Annotated in this window: 15 protein-coding genes; 8 read left to right on the forward strand and 7 right to left on the reverse strand. The window is 44.7% G+C overall.

All coding sequences use genetic code 11. The features are described from left to right. Window positions 1-317: 317 nt before the first annotated feature. Complete coding sequence (locus C7475_RS13165; RefSeq protein WP_110053798.1) at window positions 318-2,234, reverse strand: SPFH domain-containing protein; 1,917 nt, start codon at window positions 2,232-2,234, stop codon at window positions 318-320. 604 nt (window positions 2,235-2,838) lie between these two features. After that, entirely contained in the window at window positions 2,839-3,228 is a 390-nt protein-coding gene (locus C7475_RS13170) for a VOC family protein (protein WP_110053799.1), read from the reverse strand. A 38-nt stretch (window positions 3,229-3,266) separates the two neighbouring features. Here C7475_RS13170 and C7475_RS13175 point away from each other — a divergent pair, with 38 nt between their 5' ends. After that, window positions 3,267-4,487, forward strand: a complete 1,221-nt coding sequence (locus tag C7475_RS13175) for a multiheme c-type cytochrome (RefSeq protein ID WP_110053800.1) — start codon at window positions 3,267-3,269, stop codon at window positions 4,485-4,487. Here C7475_RS13175 and C7475_RS13180 read toward each other — a convergent pair. Beyond that, complete coding sequence (locus C7475_RS13180; RefSeq protein ID WP_110053801.1) at window positions 4,477-5,052, reverse strand: Crp/Fnr family transcriptional regulator; 576 nt, start codon at window positions 5,050-5,052, stop codon at window positions 4,477-4,479. The two genes, C7475_RS13175 and C7475_RS13180, sit on opposite strands and share 11 nt — an antisense overlap. A gap of 80 nt (window positions 5,053-5,132) precedes the next feature. Here C7475_RS13180 and C7475_RS13185 point away from each other — a divergent pair, with 80 nt between their 5' ends. The 5 genes from C7475_RS13185 (at window position 5,133) to C7475_RS13205 (ending at window position 11,753) form a co-directional block, all read left to right on the forward strand. Then, window positions 5,133-6,113: an NAD(P)-dependent oxidoreductase gene (locus C7475_RS13185; protein WP_110053802.1), complete on the forward strand. Its 981-nt coding sequence runs from the start codon at window positions 5,133-5,135 to the stop codon at window positions 6,111-6,113. Between the two features lie 179 nt (window positions 6,114-6,292). Further along, window positions 6,293-8,473 carry a PQQ-binding-like beta-propeller repeat protein gene (locus C7475_RS13190; protein ID WP_110053803.1) on the forward strand — a complete coding sequence of 727 codons (2,181 nt, stop codon included), beginning with the start codon at window positions 6,293-6,295 and terminating at the stop codon, window positions 8,471-8,473. Between the two features lie 559 nt (window positions 8,474-9,032). After that, window positions 9,033-10,106 (forward strand): sensor histidine kinase, encoded by a 1,074-nt coding sequence (locus tag C7475_RS13195; RefSeq protein WP_110053804.1) that lies wholly within the window; start codon window positions 9,033-9,035, stop codon window positions 10,104-10,106. Beyond that, entirely contained in the window at window positions 10,084-10,836 is a 753-nt protein-coding gene (locus C7475_RS13200; protein ID WP_110053805.1) for a LytTR family DNA-binding domain-containing protein, read from the forward strand. The genes C7475_RS13195 and C7475_RS13200 overlap by 23 nt, the downstream gene beginning before the upstream one ends. A gap of 104 nt (window positions 10,837-10,940) precedes the next feature. Beyond that, window positions 10,941-11,753: a 2OG-Fe(II) oxygenase gene (locus C7475_RS13205; protein ID WP_110053806.1), complete on the forward strand. Its 813-nt coding sequence runs from the start codon at window positions 10,941-10,943 to the stop codon at window positions 11,751-11,753. A gap of 62 nt (window positions 11,754-11,815) precedes the next feature. Here C7475_RS13205 and C7475_RS13210 read toward each other — a convergent pair whose 3' ends face one another. The 3 genes from C7475_RS13210 to C7475_RS13220 are packed head-to-tail and all read right to left on the reverse strand — an operon-like array spanning window position 11,816 to window position 14,809. Then, window positions 11,816-13,297 carry a hypothetical protein gene (locus tag C7475_RS13210; protein WP_146217539.1) on the reverse strand — a complete coding sequence of 494 codons (1,482 nt, stop codon included), beginning with the start codon at window positions 13,295-13,297 and terminating at the stop codon, window positions 11,816-11,818. Continuing rightward, window positions 13,269-14,225: a FecR family protein gene (locus C7475_RS13215; RefSeq protein WP_110053808.1), complete on the reverse strand. Its 957-nt coding sequence runs from the start codon at window positions 14,223-14,225 to the stop codon at window positions 13,269-13,271. Before C7475_RS13215 ends, C7475_RS13210 begins: the two co-directional genes overlap by 29 nt. Before the next feature lie 2 nt (window positions 14,226-14,227). Further along, complete coding sequence (locus tag C7475_RS13220) at window positions 14,228-14,809, reverse strand: RNA polymerase sigma-70 factor (RefSeq protein ID WP_110053809.1); 582 nt, start codon at window positions 14,807-14,809, stop codon at window positions 14,228-14,230. A gap of 213 nt (window positions 14,810-15,022) precedes the next feature. On the opposite strand from C7475_RS13220, the gene abc-f reads away from it, so the two are divergent. Further along, entirely contained in the window at window positions 15,023-16,612 is a 1,590-nt protein-coding gene (gene abc-f / locus C7475_RS13225; protein WP_110053810.1) for a ribosomal protection-like ABC-F family protein, read from the forward strand. Window positions 16,613-16,845: 233 nt separating this feature from the next. After that, entirely contained in the window at window positions 16,846-17,112 is a 267-nt protein-coding gene (locus C7475_RS13230; RefSeq protein WP_110053811.1) for a hypothetical protein, read from the forward strand. A gap of 85 nt (window positions 17,113-17,197) precedes the next feature. Here the strand turns inward: C7475_RS13230 and C7475_RS13235 are convergent, their stop codons facing one another. Next, the gene (locus C7475_RS13235; RefSeq protein WP_110053812.1) at window positions 17,198-17,521 is read right to left on the reverse strand and encodes a nuclear transport factor 2 family protein; all 324 of its coding nucleotides are present in this window, start codon (window positions 17,519-17,521) and stop codon (window positions 17,198-17,200) included. Between the last annotated feature and the right edge of the window lie 14 nt (window positions 17,522-17,535).

Below are 17,535 nucleotides of genomic sequence, written 5' to 3' on the forward strand. Positions count from 1 at the left end.
TCCTTTTGGTGCCATTTTGGCAAGCCGATATAAGCGTTATCTAAAGCCGACAGATAGCCTATCAGGACGTAGCGGAAGGATTAACGATACCTGTATAGTGTGGTTTATTTTATGCGGGGGGTGATTTTCCGAATTGCCAGCATTCGGATCATGGATGCAGGGCAAGGTATATAGCATTTTTCTTGTTTAGACGTTCTGAAATTTATGCCTGGCCCCCAGGTTTTCAATTTGATCCGAGAAAGAATGTCCTTGTCAAAACGAGAAAGGGCCGCCCTGAACGGACAGCCCTTCGTTATATGTAGAAATGGATGAAAGGGTTATTGATTTTCTACTTTAGGTATTTCCTGTTTGTTGCCCAGCTGCTCCAGCAATTTCAGTCCCAGCAAACCGCCGATAGGGCCATTGGTACTGTCTCCACCGCTGATAAGGATGTCAGGCATGATCTTCACCTGCTGTGCACCGATGGACTCCATCACTTTCAATTGGGTAAAGTTGTTACCACCCATCGCTTCTACCGCCAGTTTGTAAGATTCCGCGCTGGACTTACCAATAGCAAGGATCTTTTCCGCTTCCGCATTACCGGTAAGAGAGATCTTTTCAGCATCGGCTTTTGCGATCAGTTCAGTTCTTTCAGCTTCCGCTTTCGCCAGTACACGTACTTTCTCCGCTTCACCGCTCGCCATTAGCTTCATTCTGTCAGCTTCCGCGTTGGCTTGCAGACGCACACTGTTCGCGTCACCAGTAGCTTTCTTAACCGCAGCGTCCGCGATCCTTTCGGCGATGAGTACACCCTGGTCTGCCTTTACGATCTCTTTCTGGATCTCAGCGATCGCGGTTTCTTTTTCCAGGGCCTGTCTTGTTTCCTGTGCACGCATCTGCGTATCGTAAGTCACTTTCTGTTCTTCCGCTATCTTACGGTCTGTCAGTGTTTTCATCAGGCTTTCAGGCGGTACGATGTCACCTATCAGGGTATCCACACCGAATACGTTGTATTGTTCCAGTACCCGGCCGATATGCAACTTGGCAGACTCCTGTCTTTCCTTACGGCTCTTCAGGAAGTCGATCACTTCTGCATCTTGTGCGGAGTTACGGAAATAGTTACCGATGGTAGGTTCCAGTACCTGTGTAACCAGGTTGCCCATGTTACCGAAACGGGCAATCACCTTAGGCGCTTCGGTAGACGGGATATGAATGATCTGCGCTACGTCCAGGTTGAATGTAAAACCGTCCTTACTACGCACTGTAATTGTAGACAGGTTTTTGTCCAGCTGGTGAGTTTCACTCCGTGCAGATGCCCAGTTTAGTACCAGGTTAGTAGTTGGCACATACTCCACTTTCATGATGTACGGGTTGATCGGATACTTACCAGGTCCCAGTGGTTCTGCCCACACACCTTTTTGGTGTTTGGATACGATGTTACCGTGTTTAAATTCTGCACCGCTCACATCTACTCCATCGTTACCTACGTAGGAGATCACAACACCCACATGGCTGATAGGGATCTCGGTCATCTGGCGCATTTCCACCTTAACGAACCACGGGTTCAGGAAGTACGAACCTGACAGGATCACTTGTTCCTGCAAACCTTTATAACCGCCGCTGTTAAGGAATGCGTCAGCATCCTGGAAGTTATTGTGGTTCTGAATGATCTTACCCGCGATTTGGCCGGTTTCAATAGCCTGACCTTCCAGTGTGGTAACGATACCTACGGCATTATCAGGTACGCTGGTCATATCAGTGATCTCTATCTCAAAGAGGAAGGTATTGACACGATAAGAACCAGGCGTCATGATAGCGGTTTGGCGTCCTTTCTGGCCGCCGTTCCTGAGAAATGCTTCAGCGTTCTGATACGCATCGCAATCTACACGACGGGCCATAATAGTACCTGCTTTCAGCTCGGTACCGTCTTTTGCCAGAACGAGACCGATCTTACCGGTAGGGATGATGGTGAAGGACTGGAAGGTCACTTCATACTGCCAGAACCATTTCCCGAAATAAACACCGGGAGCAAGTGTCTGCGCCTGGAAACCCGCTTCGCCATCAGTGGCGATGATACGGCCTTCCGGCAGTTCCTGTTTACCAACCAGGACGAATTTCTTGGTAACAAGACCAATTTTGTCTTCCGGTACAATAACAAGACCGAAGAAGACACGAAGAATAAACTTGTAAAGTACAAGGCATAGTACGGGTAGGCCGATAATGATCAGCCACCTGATTACTTCAGATGATTGCATAATTGTGCTGTGGTTTATAGTGATATATAAAATAGGATGCTAAGTATGCGCACATATGCGTATGCGCGAATAATTGTACGGACCCGTACAAAAGTGCATAGCGTTGCGTTTACAGTTGTAGCTGTAATAAAAAGCATTTGCTGACAGGAAGCCTGTTAAAACTTTCCGTCGTTCGTATAACTAAATTCCGGGGGGAGAAGTGTTAAGAATGGTGAAGTGTAAAAAGTGCCAGTCAGCACATATAAAGGGATCAGTGTCCATTGTAAATTGATTACCACACAAAGGTTATAACAATTTTCTGAATTGCAAAAAAGTTTCGCGGAAATGATGATAAATTATAGTGCAAAAACATATCATTGTATATTGATATTCATCATGTTGGATGATGTGAATAAGTATTTGTGGAATTTACAGGGACGGTACCGCTAATGACTACTCAATGCGGCTACGTCGAGACATTCAGTATAGCTGTCTGCGTATATTTCATGTCTGCGTTTTTCGCTTTCAGCACTTTAAGATAAGGGGCCTGTATGAATCTGTTTTACGATAGTTATCATAATGGCAAAACTTTCTGCTGATAGCTTTTAACAAAATAATATAACGGTTATGCAGGTTGTATCAGGTCCCACATATTGCCGTACAGATCTTTAAAAACAGCTACTGTTCCGTAAGGTTGCTGAACCGGCTGCCTTACAATAATGACCTCTTTATCCAGCAGGTTTTGAAAGTCCCGCTCAAAGTTATCCGTATAAAGGAACAGGAAAACCCTGCCTCCCGTTTGGTTACCTACCCTGCTTTTCTGCTCTTCGTCTGTGGCCTGTGCCAGTAAAAGACGGGTTTCCGTGGAGCCCGGAGGCGCTACCAATACCCATCTTTTCCCCTCGCCCAGGGGCGTATCTTCTACGAGCGTGAATTGGAGTTTATCCGTGTAGAAACGGATAGCATCGTCGTAGTTGTCAACGATGAGCGCAATATGGGCTATCTTTTGTTTCATACTATAAATATATATCTTAGGTACTTTATTCCAACGTTATGAACAAACGCCTGCTATCTGTGTCTCTGCTGATCGTTTCCTGTATCATCATCTTTTCCCAATGTATCAGTAAGCGGAAGGAAGATCTCAGGGGGGCACAATTTGCGGGTTCGGCCGCCTGTGTTAGTTGTCATAAGAGCATCTACGATAACTATGTTGCAACCGGACACTATAATACTTCCAGCCTGGCATCGCAATCAACGGTCAGGGGGAGCTTTGCCGGCCCTGATAATATTTTCTCTTACAGCAACGGAACTAAGGTAATAATGGAAGCGCGGGATAGCGGCCTTTATCAGGCGGCTTATACTGACAGCGCCCTGCAGCAGATACATCGTTTTGATATTGCTATCGGGTCCGGGAGGAAAGCGCAGACATTTCTATCCTGGCGGGATGGGAAGTATTTCCAGCTGCCCCTGTCCTATTTTATATCTGCACATTGCTGGGCTAATAGCCCGGGTTTCCCGCCGTCCTATCCGAAATATGACAGGATGATACCCAGTACCTGCTTTGGTTGCCATAGTTCTGCCGTAGGTACTAAAAGTGTAGGTATTGAAGGGACGAGACTATCTGAGGAATTCGAGAAGAACCAGTTGGTATATGGTATTGATTGTGAGAGGTGTCATGGACCGGCGGCGGAACATGTTGCATTCCACCAGGACCATCCGCAGGAAAAGAACGGAATGCATATCACGAAGATCGGCGGACTTAAAAACCAGCAGAAACTGGATATGTGCGCGCTTTGCCATTCGGGATTAGGTACACCGCAAAGACCGGCTTTTCAATTTAAACCGGGAGATGCTTTATCTGATTATTTCTTTCCTGACTTTACCCGTCCTGAGAAAGCAACGGAAATTGACGTACATGGAAAGCAGTTCCAGTTATTTACAGCCAGTAAGTGTTTTATAAAGAGTGCGAATGTCATGAACTGTTCATCCTGTCATAGTCCGCATAACAATGAGAGGGACCAGCTTACCGCTTTTTCCAGACGTTGTATGAGCTGTCATAAAACGGAAAGCCATAACTTTTGTAAAATGACCTCGCTGCCGGCAGCCACACTTTCAGAGAATTGTATAGATTGCCATATGCCGGCATTGCCATCGAAGAACATCACAATGCTGACCAATGGACAGGCCAGCCCAACACCGGATTCCATCCGTACACACCTGATCACTATTTATAAGGAAGAAACAAAGAAGTTCCTGGCAAAACTTACAAAGTAGTATTACCGTCTTCTTTTAATAATCTGTTGAGACTTCTGACGGAAATGCCGAGGTATTCTGAAAGGTCCTGTTTAGTGAAAGTGATCTGTTGTGATTCAAGGGTTGCCAGAAGCTGCGGTAGTATTTCTGATAATGTATATAACTGTTGCCTGGCGGCTTTCTCGGATATCCGGGCCAGCCGGGTAGCCATCAGTTCCAGCACAACGGCGCTGAAGGCGGGCAACGTTTTAAAAAAGTGATGAAACTGTATACCGCTGATGACATAGACAGTCACTGGTGTAATAGCTTCTATCGTACATGTTGCTTTGGTATGCCTGATGGCTTCAACTTCTCCGACCAACTCACCCTCTCCCAGGAAATCAAGGATGTAATCTTTCTCATTATTTTCTGTAATGAGGCACTTTGTTACACCGGACCTGATGATATACACACTCTGTAGCGTCTGGCCCTGTGCTATTAGCCGCTGTCTGGGCTGAAGGTCCCGCAAGGTGATGGCACTGCTGGTGCTGTCATTGCTGGTCAGTTCCTCCATTAAATTCCTCAGCTGCAGATTTGTTTTGATCATACCTGTAAATAGGACAAATGTCCCGAAATTTGAATTAACTCCCGTTAATTTTGGTCTCAACCTTAAGATAATACTAACATATGAAAGTTTTAGTTACCGGAAGCGCCGGACATCTTGGTGAAGGATTAGCCCGTACGCTAAAAGCCCAGCGTTATGAAGTGATAGGTGTTGATATGCTTGTTTCTCCATTTACAACACATGTAGGTTCCATCACAGACAGGGATTTTGTGAAAAGTTGTCTTGATGGTGTGAAGATCGTCTTTCATACCGCCACTTTACACAAGCCGCATGTCGCTACACATAGCATGCAGGAGTTTATTGATACCAACATCACTGGTACCCTGAACCTGTTGCAGGAATCTGTTGCAGCGGGTATTGAGGCATTTATATTCACAAGTACCACCAGTGTTTTCGGCGATGCACTGGAACCAGCTGCCGGCTCGCCTGCTGCATGGATCACGGAAGATGTGACACCTGTGCCGAAGAATATCTATGGTGTTACAAAAGCTGCCGCGGAAGATCTGTGTCAGTTGTTTTACAGGAACCATGGATTAAGTTGTATCGTACTGCGCACTTCCCGCTTCTTTCCTGAAGAGGATGACAACCGTTCTGTAAGGAATGCCTATGCAGATGATAATCTGAAAGCAAATGAGTTCCTGTTCCGCCGGGTGGAACTAGAAGATGCGGTCAATGCACATATCCTGGCAGCAAAACGTGCGAAGGCAATTGGTTTCAGTAAATACATCATCAGTGCCACTACGCCTTTTGTTCGGGGGCATGCCACCTATCTGCGGACGAATGCCGTATGGGTAGTACAGGGCCTGATTCCAGGTTATATACAGGAATATGAGCGTCGTGGCTGGAAGATGTTCCATGGCATAGACAGGGTGTATGTGAATGAAAAAGCCAGGAAGGAACTGGGTTGGGAACCTGTATATGATTTCCGGCATGTTATTGAGCGCCTGAAAGCGGGAGAAGATGTACAGAGCCCGCTGGCAAAGATGGTCGGCGCCAAAGGCTATCATATTGAGACTTTTGAAGACGGACCTTATCCGGTATAAAAAAGGAGACAATGGCAATGAAGCCTATTGTCTCCCAGGCTTAGAATGGCGTGAAAACTAATACAAAGAAAACACACTATACAAGGCCAAAATTGTAAAAAAGCGAACTACTTAGTCATCGGCGGGTATAAAAACGGCCATCCTATTTTATTATATTGGCTAGATAAAATAGTTAGCCTATGACGAATGTCGCCTGGCCGGTATTGCTGTTTGCTATACTGGTATTTAGTTCCTGTAAGAACCCTGTTAGCACTTCTGAAAATGATTACAACGGCTGGATGACCTATGCCGGCACCAAAGATGGTAGCCGTTATTCCGCCAATACACAGATCGATCCCGGTAATGTAGCTGGCCTCCAGGTTGCCTGGACATATACTACAAGCGATAAGGACACTGCCGGCCGTTCACAGAACCAGTGTAACCCTGTTATGGTGGACGGTATTCTTTACGGTCTTTCTCCCCGTTTGAAACTCTTCGCCCTGGACGCAGCCACCGGTCAGCAACATTGGTTATTTGACCCGGTATCGGAAGATACGGCTGCTAAGAACGATCCTGCTGCCCTGATGAAGGTAAGCCGGGGCGTCGTGTACTGGCAAAGTGAAGATGGAAAGGATAAGCGCATTTTCTATAATGCAGGCAATCGTACCTATGCTATTAACGCAGCAGACGGAAAACCTGTCAGGACCTTCGGAAAGGGAGGATATATCGATCTGGCAAAGGACCTTGACAGGGACACTAACAGCGATCCCTATGTATCTGGCAATACGCCCGGCATTATTTACAAAGACCTGCTGATCATTGGCATCAGGGTAGCTGAATCTGCGGATGCAGCTCCCGGGCATATCCGCGCCTTTGATGTGCGCACAGGAGCACGCCGCTGGATCTTTCACACCATTCCTCATCCGGGGGAAGTTGGCTATGACACCTGGCCTGATAAAGACGCCTGGAAGAAACTGGGGGGTGCAAACAGTTGGGCGGGTATGTCGCTGGATGAGCGAAGAGGTATTGTATACGTACCTACGGGAAGCGTAGGCAGCGACTTTTACGGAGGCATCCGTAAAGGGTCAAATCTGTTCGCCAATTCGCTGATAGCCCTGGATGCGGCCACCGGAAAGTATCTATGGCACTACCAGGTAGTGCATCACGATCTCTGGGATCGCGACCTGGCGGCTAATCCAAACCTGGTTACCCTGCATAAGGATGGAAAGACAATTGACGCTGTGGCACAGATCACTAAACATGGCTATGTATTCCTGTTTGACAGAACGAACGGTAAGCCGGTTTTCCCGATAGAAGAAAAGCCTGTTCCGCAGGAGGCATTGCCTGGAGAAACACCCTGGCCTACCCAGCCTATACCCACATTGCCGGAGCCTTTTGCCCGGCAGCAGTTCGGTGAAAATGACCTCACAGACATAAGCCCGGAAGCTCACCAGGAAATGCTGGAGAAGTTCCGCAAGGTGAAACACGCCAAAATGTTTACACCACCCTCTAAAGAAGGCAGCTGGATCTTTCCCGGCTTTGATGGTGGTGGCGAATGGGGAGGTGCTGCTGTAGATCCTGAAACGGAGATCCTGTATGTAAATAGTACGGAACTGCCCTGGGCACTGACCATGATAGATGTACCACGGGAAGATAAAGGGACGGCAGGACACAGTACCTACAACAAATACTGCATCAGTTGCCACGGACCTGAGTTAAAAGGAAACGGCACTTCCTATCCATCCCTCGTGAATATTGGTAAGAAGTATAAGGCGGATCAGATCGGGAAAATAATAGCAGGCGGCAGGAATATGATGCCTTCCTTTAAACAGATCCCGGACAATGAGCGGGAGCAGCTGATAGACTTCCTCCTGCACAAGGACGCTTTTAACAAAGAGCCTGGAGCCACGGTGGTTGCCAATACCTCCGGAAAGAAAAGCATCCTGGACGAAGTGCCTTATACCATGACCGGGTACATCCGTTTCCTGGATAAAGATGGCTACCCCGGTATAAAGCCACCCTGGGGTACTTTAAATGCGGTAGACCTGAACAGTGGTAAACTACTCTGGAAAGTTCCTTTAGGTGAATTTGAGGCCCTTAAAAAGGCAGGAATACCCCCTACAGGTACACAGGTATATGGAGGTCCTGTTGTGACCAAAGGCGGGCTGATATTCGTGGCCTCTACACAAGATGAAAAGATCAGGGCTTTTAACAAAAAGACCGGTCGCCAGTTGTGGGAGGCCTCACTGCCCGCTGCCGGGTATGCCACCCCAGCTGTATATACCCTGAAAGGCAAACAGTATGTAGTTATTGCCTGCGGGGGTGGAAAAGTGGGCAGTAAATCGGGAGACGCTTATGTGGCCTTCGCCCTGCCTGGATAGGTTTTGTGTTGATAATCAATTTGATAGTTCTTTTTGAAGACCTTCTCTATAACTTGAAGGTTAGCCAGGGACAGTACCTGATCAGCATTCATCCTATATCCTACAGGCACTATACGCCGTTGTTACAGGCATATTCCTATATCGATCGATATGGAAATAACGGCGTAATGCCGGCGTAGACTGCCTGTAGGATATAGGAAGAATGCCAGTTATATAGAGGATTAATCTATCCGGATTGCCGGCTATTCACTTCGGTAGGCAATATTTTCAGTTCAGTGGGGATTTTTGTCAGTTCAGTCAGATTGGCCGTGAAATATCTGGTATTTGGGACAAATTGCTGTCAAATAACGGAAACGATCATGACTAATACCCTTCATTACGCGTCACAGCTGTATAAAATAGGTAAATTGCTGAATATTATTAAAATCGTTTTATCTGTTTTATCATTAGGCATACTATACTTAATATGGCAGTTGCTGACAAGACCAGTTCACCGCGTGTCATACAATTAAACATATTAAAATAGGATAGTGTAGCCCGGTAAAAAGTCTCACTTATCATGACTACATCCAACTATAAATTCTTGCGACTTTATGGCTATCCTATCTTTTGCTTACTTTCCAATCTCATCTTCTTCCTGATCAACCCCTACGAGCGTACCTTCAACGCCTGGAAGCAGTTCACTGTATTTGATTTCATCGTTAATACATTATTGTCCTGGTTGTTTCCCCTGCTGGTGATAGAAACCGGCATATGGCTGACCTATTTCTTTCACCGCAGGTTACCCTGGGAACGGAGTATGAGAACTCGCTTCATTGTACAACTGATATTCCATATGGGGATCATCCTGTTAGTGCTTTACCTCTTTTTTCATATTCCTTTCCCTGAGAAGTTCGCTTTTAACCAGCTGTTGTACCGGCAATCTTCCATCACGGGGATGATCTATTGCCTGATCATCACTTCCATCTTTGCGGCAGAGCATCTTATTAACAGATTGAACAACGCCCGCCTGGAGGCATTTAAACTAAATGAACTGGCCGTACAGGCGCAACTGGATGCATTGAAACTGCAACTGGACCCCCATTTCCTGTTCAACAATCTGAGTGCGCTGACGTCCCTGATAGAAGAGAATCCATCCTTATCCGTTAACTATGTTGTGAAGCTGGCGTCCATTTACCGGTACATGCTGGCTAACCGTAATCAGAACACCGTATCCATAGCGGTGGAGCTCGACTTTATCAGGAACATGCTCTTTCTGCATCAGATCAGGTACGGGCAGGCTATCCGGATCAATATATCTCCTGCTGTAGAAGAATTGCAGGGTGATATTGCACCTCTGACCTTACAGTTATTGATTGAAAATGCCACTAAACATAATCAGTTTACCATTGATTCGCCTTTGATTATCGATATTTACATTGCAGATAATAAATGGCTTGTTGTTAAAAACAATAAGAAGCCCAAACGGATACAAGAACCGGGTGCACAGTTGGGGTTAAAGAACATTACCCAGCGTTATTTGCTGCTTAGTGGCAGTAAGCCTGTCATTAACAATGGAGGCGATTATTTTGAAGTGAAGATACCATTGATGAAAAAAACAGAAAAGGAAAATGCTGAGCATACTGATAATTGAAGATGAATTGCCCAATGCCGCAAGGCTGAAGAAGATGTTGCTGGAGATCGATAAGCAGATAGAGATTGCCGGCGAACTGCAAACAGTGGAGGCGAGCATTCAGTGGTTGAAAGAAAATGAACATCCTGACATCATCTGTATGGATATTAAACTGATAGATGGATTGAGCTTCGAAATATTTGATCATGTAGCAGTACGGTCGCATGTTATTTTTACTACGGCCTATGATGAATATGCACTGAAAGCATTTGAAGTGAACGGTATTGATTACCTGCTGAAACCATTAGAAGCCTCGAAACTGGAAAAAAGCATTACTCGTATAAAGGGATTGGTTAAGAAGTCTGCAAGCCCCGACCTGCTGGAGGTGATCAGGAAAATGCAACACAGGGAAGATGTATACCGCTCGCGTTTCCTGGTGTCTTACCGCGACATGCTGATCCCGGTGATGGTGCATAATATTGCCTATTTCTTTTCAGAACATAAATTAGTATATATCGTCACTAACCAGTCGGAACGTTACGTGATAGACCAGACATTGGAAGTGCTGGAGCAGGAATTGAACCCGAAAGATTTCTTCAGGGCTACCAGACAGTATATTGTTTCTGCCGGAGCAATACAAAAGATCCACCAGTTATTTAATGGTAAGCTGCAACTGGAATTGTTTCCACCAGCGGAAGAGGTGATAGTCAGCAGAGAAAAGTCGAATGCATTAAGGAAGTGGTTAAGTTAGGTTTAAAATGTCGTACCAAAATAAATAAAAACCTGACGTAAGGGTAGATGATAAATAGGGTTGTCATATTGATGACATGTCCCAATGTGAAAATTTATCAATCTATGAACTACTATACACCAGATACTAACAAGCTGAAGGCGCTTGCCGGTCAGCACCGCAATAAATATATAGAGGGGAATCCTTTTCCACATATCTGCCTGGACAATGTTTTCCCGGAAGAAGCATTAAATAATGTACTGGACGAATTTCCCGGTGTTGATGATGCACACTGGCAGCAATACAGGAGCGCGCAGGAACTGAAGCTGGCCTTAAAAGATGAAAGAAATTATGGAACATTCACCCGGCATTTTATTAATTCATTGAACTCCCGTCCTTTCCTCAATTTCCTCGAAGATCTCACCGGGATTGATGGTTTAATACCTGATCCATACCTGGAAGGCGGAGGATTGCATCAGATTGTAAGAGGCGGACTACTTAAAATACATGCTGATTTCAACAGGCATCCCACTACAAAACTGGACCGCCGTTTGAATGTGCTGATATATCTGAATAAAGATTGGGAAGAAAGTTATGGCGGTCATTTCGAGTTATGGGATAAAAACATGGAGAAGGCTGAAGTGAAGATGTTGCCTTTGTTCAACAGGATGGCTATTTTCACTACTACTTCCTATTCCTATCATGGGCACCCGGACCCGTTGAATTGTCCGGAAGACCGTACCAGGAAATCAATCGCTTTATATTATTATACAAATGGCAGGCCTAAAGAAGAAATAGATCCTGCATTGGGCAACCATACTACATTGTTTAAAATAAGAAGGCACCGTGTGGAAGATTTCAAGAGAGGGATCCGGTTAGGGTTGAAAGATTTCGTACCTCCCGTAATGATGCACGCTTATAACAGATTGATGTCCTGATACACCTATACCAATAATGCCGGAAGACGATGTATTCGATCTTTCCGGCATTTAAAAGGCGATTAGAATAGTTTATAGAAGAATGATATTTGAAGGCCGATCCATCGTCTGAAGTCGCCATTCTCACTATAACTTCCGCTAAGCAGATATGGAGCCTTGCCATATGCAAAATGCCCATAATCGCCGGTCAGGTTCTGGATGACGGCCCTCGTGGAATCGGAGGTCTTCTTTAGGACATTATATTGCAACTGCGCCTGAAATATAATGTGCGGGGTTACGGTTTTAGACCATCCTGCGCCATAACGGGTTAAGGTTTCTTTCACACCATACGAAATGAGGCTGTCGGGATTGGTCCTCCTCTTCAAGCTGCCTGTGGTGAATGTGAAATGCAGTTTTTGTTCATCATTCAGGCTGACAGGAATGCCTGCGCCCCAGCGTAGACGGCCTCCGGGGAAGGCACTGCCATAAGAGATGATACCATAGATGAATTTGATCCCTGCAGTCAGTGATGCATTAAGGTATAAGACTTCATCAGCATTGATACCGGCATTCACCAATGGCTGGTACCATTTAATATCATCATTGCTGTTCACAATGCCGGAAATTAGCCGGTTAAGCCGTTGCTTGTTATTTTTTTCTTTCTGTTTCGTCTTTGCGATAGCGATGTCTTTCATTAAAGACGGGACTGTTAATTTGGGGGGGAGTTTTTTATTGCCTGCACTATCTGTTCCTTCGAACAATGCAGGTGGGGGTATTTTGGGGGTGACATACTTTGTACGGATAGTATATAACGCCGGTAGCCAGGATGAACGTTCTCTGTTATTAGTTGAACGACCGCCTGTTATGTTTTTTCCCTCCGGCGATGTAAGCCGGGCATTTCTCTTTGCGAGAATAATTGATCGTCCCGTAGTATCTGTCTGAATGTCGTGTGATGCCAGCTTTGGTTTTTTGACCATACCAAAGGTCCGGGCCGTGTCAGTTTTGGCTACGGTGTCCGTCGCTATAACCTGATCTTCAGTAACAGTAAGGAGTGCTAGCAACTGAGCTTTGGATAAAGGAACGTTTACAGTTGCGGTGGCGTTGTTACTATCTGCAGATAAAAAAACTTTTTCAGCTTCGATGACTTTGTTACCATTTGCCTTTGGATTGGTAATAACTTTAGCAGGGAGGGCTGTCGGACGTGGCTTAGTGGATATTGTTGCTTTATTAACGGGAGCCAGATAGTCCATAAAAAGAATGTGGTCGCCGATGATCCTATAGTTAAGTCCAGCCTGTAGCTGTACCTGTTTTAAGATATCGGATAATTGCCAGTTGCCGGTACGTAATGTAATATGCTTCTTTAGGGAAGCATTTTGCATATTCAGCGAGTATTCCAATCCTGTTTGTTTCGCGATCGTTTTTGCCAGGGTAGTGATATCAATAGGACTTTGAGATATTTTAACAATAGCATTATTGTATTGTTGGGCGTACAATTTGAAGGTGAAGGCTGATAGTAGGACAAAAAGAATAGTCAGGTTAATTTGTTTTCTCAAAATAGATCTCATCGTTGGTTTGATTGGTCGTATAGTTTATATTAAGCGTCGTAGCAATAACTTCCAGTATGTATTCAAGCGGCTTGTTCTCAAAATTGCTTGAGATTTTAAGCTTTGCGATCTCAGGGTCACGGATGATTATTTTTTTATGATAAGCTTTAGATAATGTATTGCTCACTATCTCCAGGTTTTCATTATCGAAACGGAAGGACCGCCGGATCACTGCCATGACCAGTCTTTTTTCTTTTTTCAGATATCTTCCTGTTTCTCCTGCAGCAACGATAGTTTGCTGATCTGCAGCTGACATGAGGATCTTACCGCTGATCACCTTTACTGTAATAGTAGAATCTGTATCAAACACATGGAAAGATGTGCCCAGTACTTTGATCTTCACGGGACCTGCCGTAACAATGAACGGACGGTTGGCCAATGTTTTTACATCAAAGAAGCTACTGCCATACAGAGTTACGTGTCTTTCATTTCCTGTAGGGGACAACGGATAGCTGATGCTGCTACCTGAAGAGATCAATACCATTGAACCGCACGCTAGTATCCGCTGTTCTGCTTTATTATGAGAGGCGGTAACTACCTGGTGTTTAGACGTGTTGTTGTTGCCCTTAAATAATAGTGCAGCGGGAATAGCTAAACAAATGAGGATGGATGCGGCGGCTGCCCATCTGAGCAATAGAGTGCGTTTGGACGATATTCTTTTGTGGAGTGGTAGTAGTTCCTGCCACGCAGCCTGTACATCTCCTGTATTATGGGTACGTAACGCTATTTGATTCCAGGCAATCCATAATGTTGTGAACTCTTTTAGATTGGTTGCATTGCGTGACTTCCATTCATCAATGGCCATAGCTTCTTCCGGTGTTGCTTCGCCTGAAAAATATTTTGAAAGCAAGTCATCGTTTATGATAATATTTTCAGCTTCCTGTGCCATAATTAATGAATGAGTTTATTTATTTCAGCCAATAAGGGATAGCTTATGATGAGCCAGAAGAGTGCCTTGCCGGATAGGATGGTCCGCAGGATCCGTAGTGCTTTGCCCATTTGTGCTTCAACAGTTTTAACAGATATGTTTAGCTCTACAGCAATTTCAGCATAACTTTTCTCTTCAAATCTGCTCTTATAAAATATTTCACGACATTTCTCCGGGAGTGACTTCATAGCAGCCAGCACCTCTTTTTTCAGGTCTGACAGTGCCATGGATTCTTCCAGCGTGGTAGTGCTTTCGTCTTCGCCGGAGGCAAATTGATCATAGTGCCGTTGCCGTGTCTTTTTGCTCTTGATATAATTGAGACAATGATTGTGCGTAGCAACGTACAGGTAGGAACGGACAGACTGTTTAATGTTCAGCTCTTCCCTTTTCTGCCATAACTGGATAAAGACGGACTGCACCACATCTTTTGCTGCATCATTATCTTTCAGTATCGTATAAGCATACGTATGCAATACTTCAAAATATTCGAAGAAGTACTGTTCCAGTAGGCCACTGTCTTTTTTTGACTCTTTTACCGCTTCCAATGCCTCGCGCTTATAATTTGGATCCGAAGGTAGACAATGCTCTTAAAGGTTTACCCTTACGTCAAATGAAAAAAATTAAAAAAAAGTATTTAAGTTTGCAGCATTGTTCACGAAAACTCCCATCAATGTGAGATATAATTTCTTTCAAAAAAGATAAGTAAGTACTTCCTCCTCCGGGGGCTGTATGATTATTGGCTTTAAAAGAAAGGAATTATGTTAATTCTTCAAAATCTCACGTATACCCATCCCAATAAGGATTTGTTATTCGACAACATATATCTGACTGTTAATCAGCAGGATAAGATTGCTTTGATTGGTAATAATGGTGCAGGGAAATCTACTCTGCTTAAGATCATAGCCGGCATACTCCAGCCTTCAGGCGGAACTATACACACAAACGCGGTACCGTATTATATTCCGCAGATCTTCGGACAGTTTAACGGCTTTACCATTGCCAAAGCTCTTCAGATAGAGGATAAATTAAAAGCCCTGAAGGAAATTCTTGATGGTAAAGTAACAGAAGAGAACCTGACGCTACTGAATGATGATTGGGGCATCGAAGAAAGATGTGCAGATGCATTGAACTACTGGGGATTGGGAAATCTTGACCTGACACAGGAGATGTCCACTTTAAGCGGTGGGCAGAAAACAAAGGTTTTCCTGGCGGGCATTGCTATTCATCAACCGGAAATAGTATTACTGGACGAGCCTAGCAACCACCTGGACAGAGCAGGACGGGAACTGTTATACCAGTTTATACAAGACACCTCCAGCACTTTGATCGTAGTTAGTCACGACAGGAAATTACTTAATCTGCTCGACACGGTTTGTGAACTGAGTAAACGTGGTATTACTGTTTACGGAGGCAATTATGAGTTCTATGCTGAGCAAAAAGAGATTGAAGGCAATGCATTGGACCAGGATATCAGAAGTAAGGAAAAAGCATTGCGAAAGGCCAGGGAAACAGAACGGGAAACCGCCGAAAAGCAACAAAAGCTTGATGCCCGTGGCAAGAAAAAGCAGGAGAAGGCCGGGCTTCCTACTATATCCATGAACACATTCAGAAATAACGCAGAGAAGAGTACAGCGCGTATGAAGGGTGTTCATGCAGAGAAAGTCGATAGTATTTCACAGGGGTTGAATGAGCTGCGCAAGGAGTTGCCCGATATGGACAAGATGAAGCTGGGCTTTGATAACTCTACGCTTCATAGGGGCAAGATATTATTTACAGCAAAGGACATCAATTACAATTACGGTAAACGGACGCTCTGGCAGGACGCATTGAATCTCCAGATCACCAGTGGCGAACGGATTGCATTAAAGGGGCTGAATGGCGCGGGAAAGACTACGCTGATCAATATCATCCTGGGAAAGATGGAGCCCAGCTCGGGAACAGTTAGCAGGGCTGATAATAAAACAGTATATATTGACCAGGACTATTCGTTGATCAATGATGATATCAATGTTTATGAACAGGCGCAGCAATTTAATTTATCTGCCCTGCAGGAGCATGAGATAAAGATCAGGCTCACGCGATTCCTGTTCACAAAAGATTACTGGGATAAACCCTGTCATGCACTGAGTGGCGGCGAAAAGATGCGGTTAATGCTTTGTTGTCTGACTATCAGTGACCGGACGCCCGATATCATTGTGCTGGATGAGCCGACCAATAACCTGGATATCCAGAATATCGAGATCCTGACGGCGGCAGTGAATGAATATAGGGGAACGCTCATAGTAGTGTCACATGATGAATATTTTCTGGAAGAGATAAATGTGGAGCGGGTGATCGAGTTACACTAATGTGGATACTCACTCATGATGGCGATGTCCCGGCAGACTAACCATATTTAGTTTAAATATTATTTAATAATGCCCTGATATTAAAATTTCGAAGGACTTTTTAGCCTGAGAACAGCCATAACACAAGAGTTGTAAAGCTCTTTGTGTTATGGCTGAGCCTGATTTCCCGGACCCATCATTTCGTTATCTTTGAAACCGATTGCCAACAACAGATATTCTTATACCTGGGAACAATGATCAATACTTATCGCTTTAGAGCCGAAAGCAAACAGGATGTCTTGAAGTTACAACGCATCCTGAGGGGTGAATACGAAATATCACCCGTTAGAGGGGGAACTTCCGGAGTGGAAGTGCATTTAGAATCTCCATTCACTATTGAGGAAATTATCCGGTTTATTGAGTCATTACCTAACAGTAATGTGATGTATCAGACAATTGACCTTGAGGAGAAATACACCGGAGAAATGAATCACGCACGCTACCGGAATATTAACAATTGAGGCAACCGTTTCAGGTAGACGAGGCGGTTTTCCGTTATTGCCATCATAGCATGTGATATGTTGGGGAGGAAGAACTGTCTATCATTTACCCGGTAATTTTAAGAGATGCTATCAATTCATCTTCCAGCTTAAAATGATATTTTAGCACTAAGGGACTTCCGCTGAATGTTCCCGATACTTCGGTTTCCAGAATGCTTTCCTCTCCTTCAGTATAGAATCCGACAGGTTTAAGCCTGGTCCTGTATTTTGTATTGGTGTCTTCGTTCCAGTCTTTTATTTCCTGCCTTCCTGTATGTGTTTTCCCTTCGTCAAAAACCACAGCGGTTTCTGAGAAACAATCAGCATATGTTTTGCTATTGAAATTTGTCTGTGCAGCAAGCAAGCTGGATAATACTTCAGGTAAATTCATGGTCTGTTTTTTTA

Source organism: Chitinophaga sp. S165 (genome assembly GCF_003182155.1).
Taxonomy (GTDB): Bacteria; Bacteroidota; Bacteroidia; order Chitinophagales; family Chitinophagaceae; genus Chitinophaga.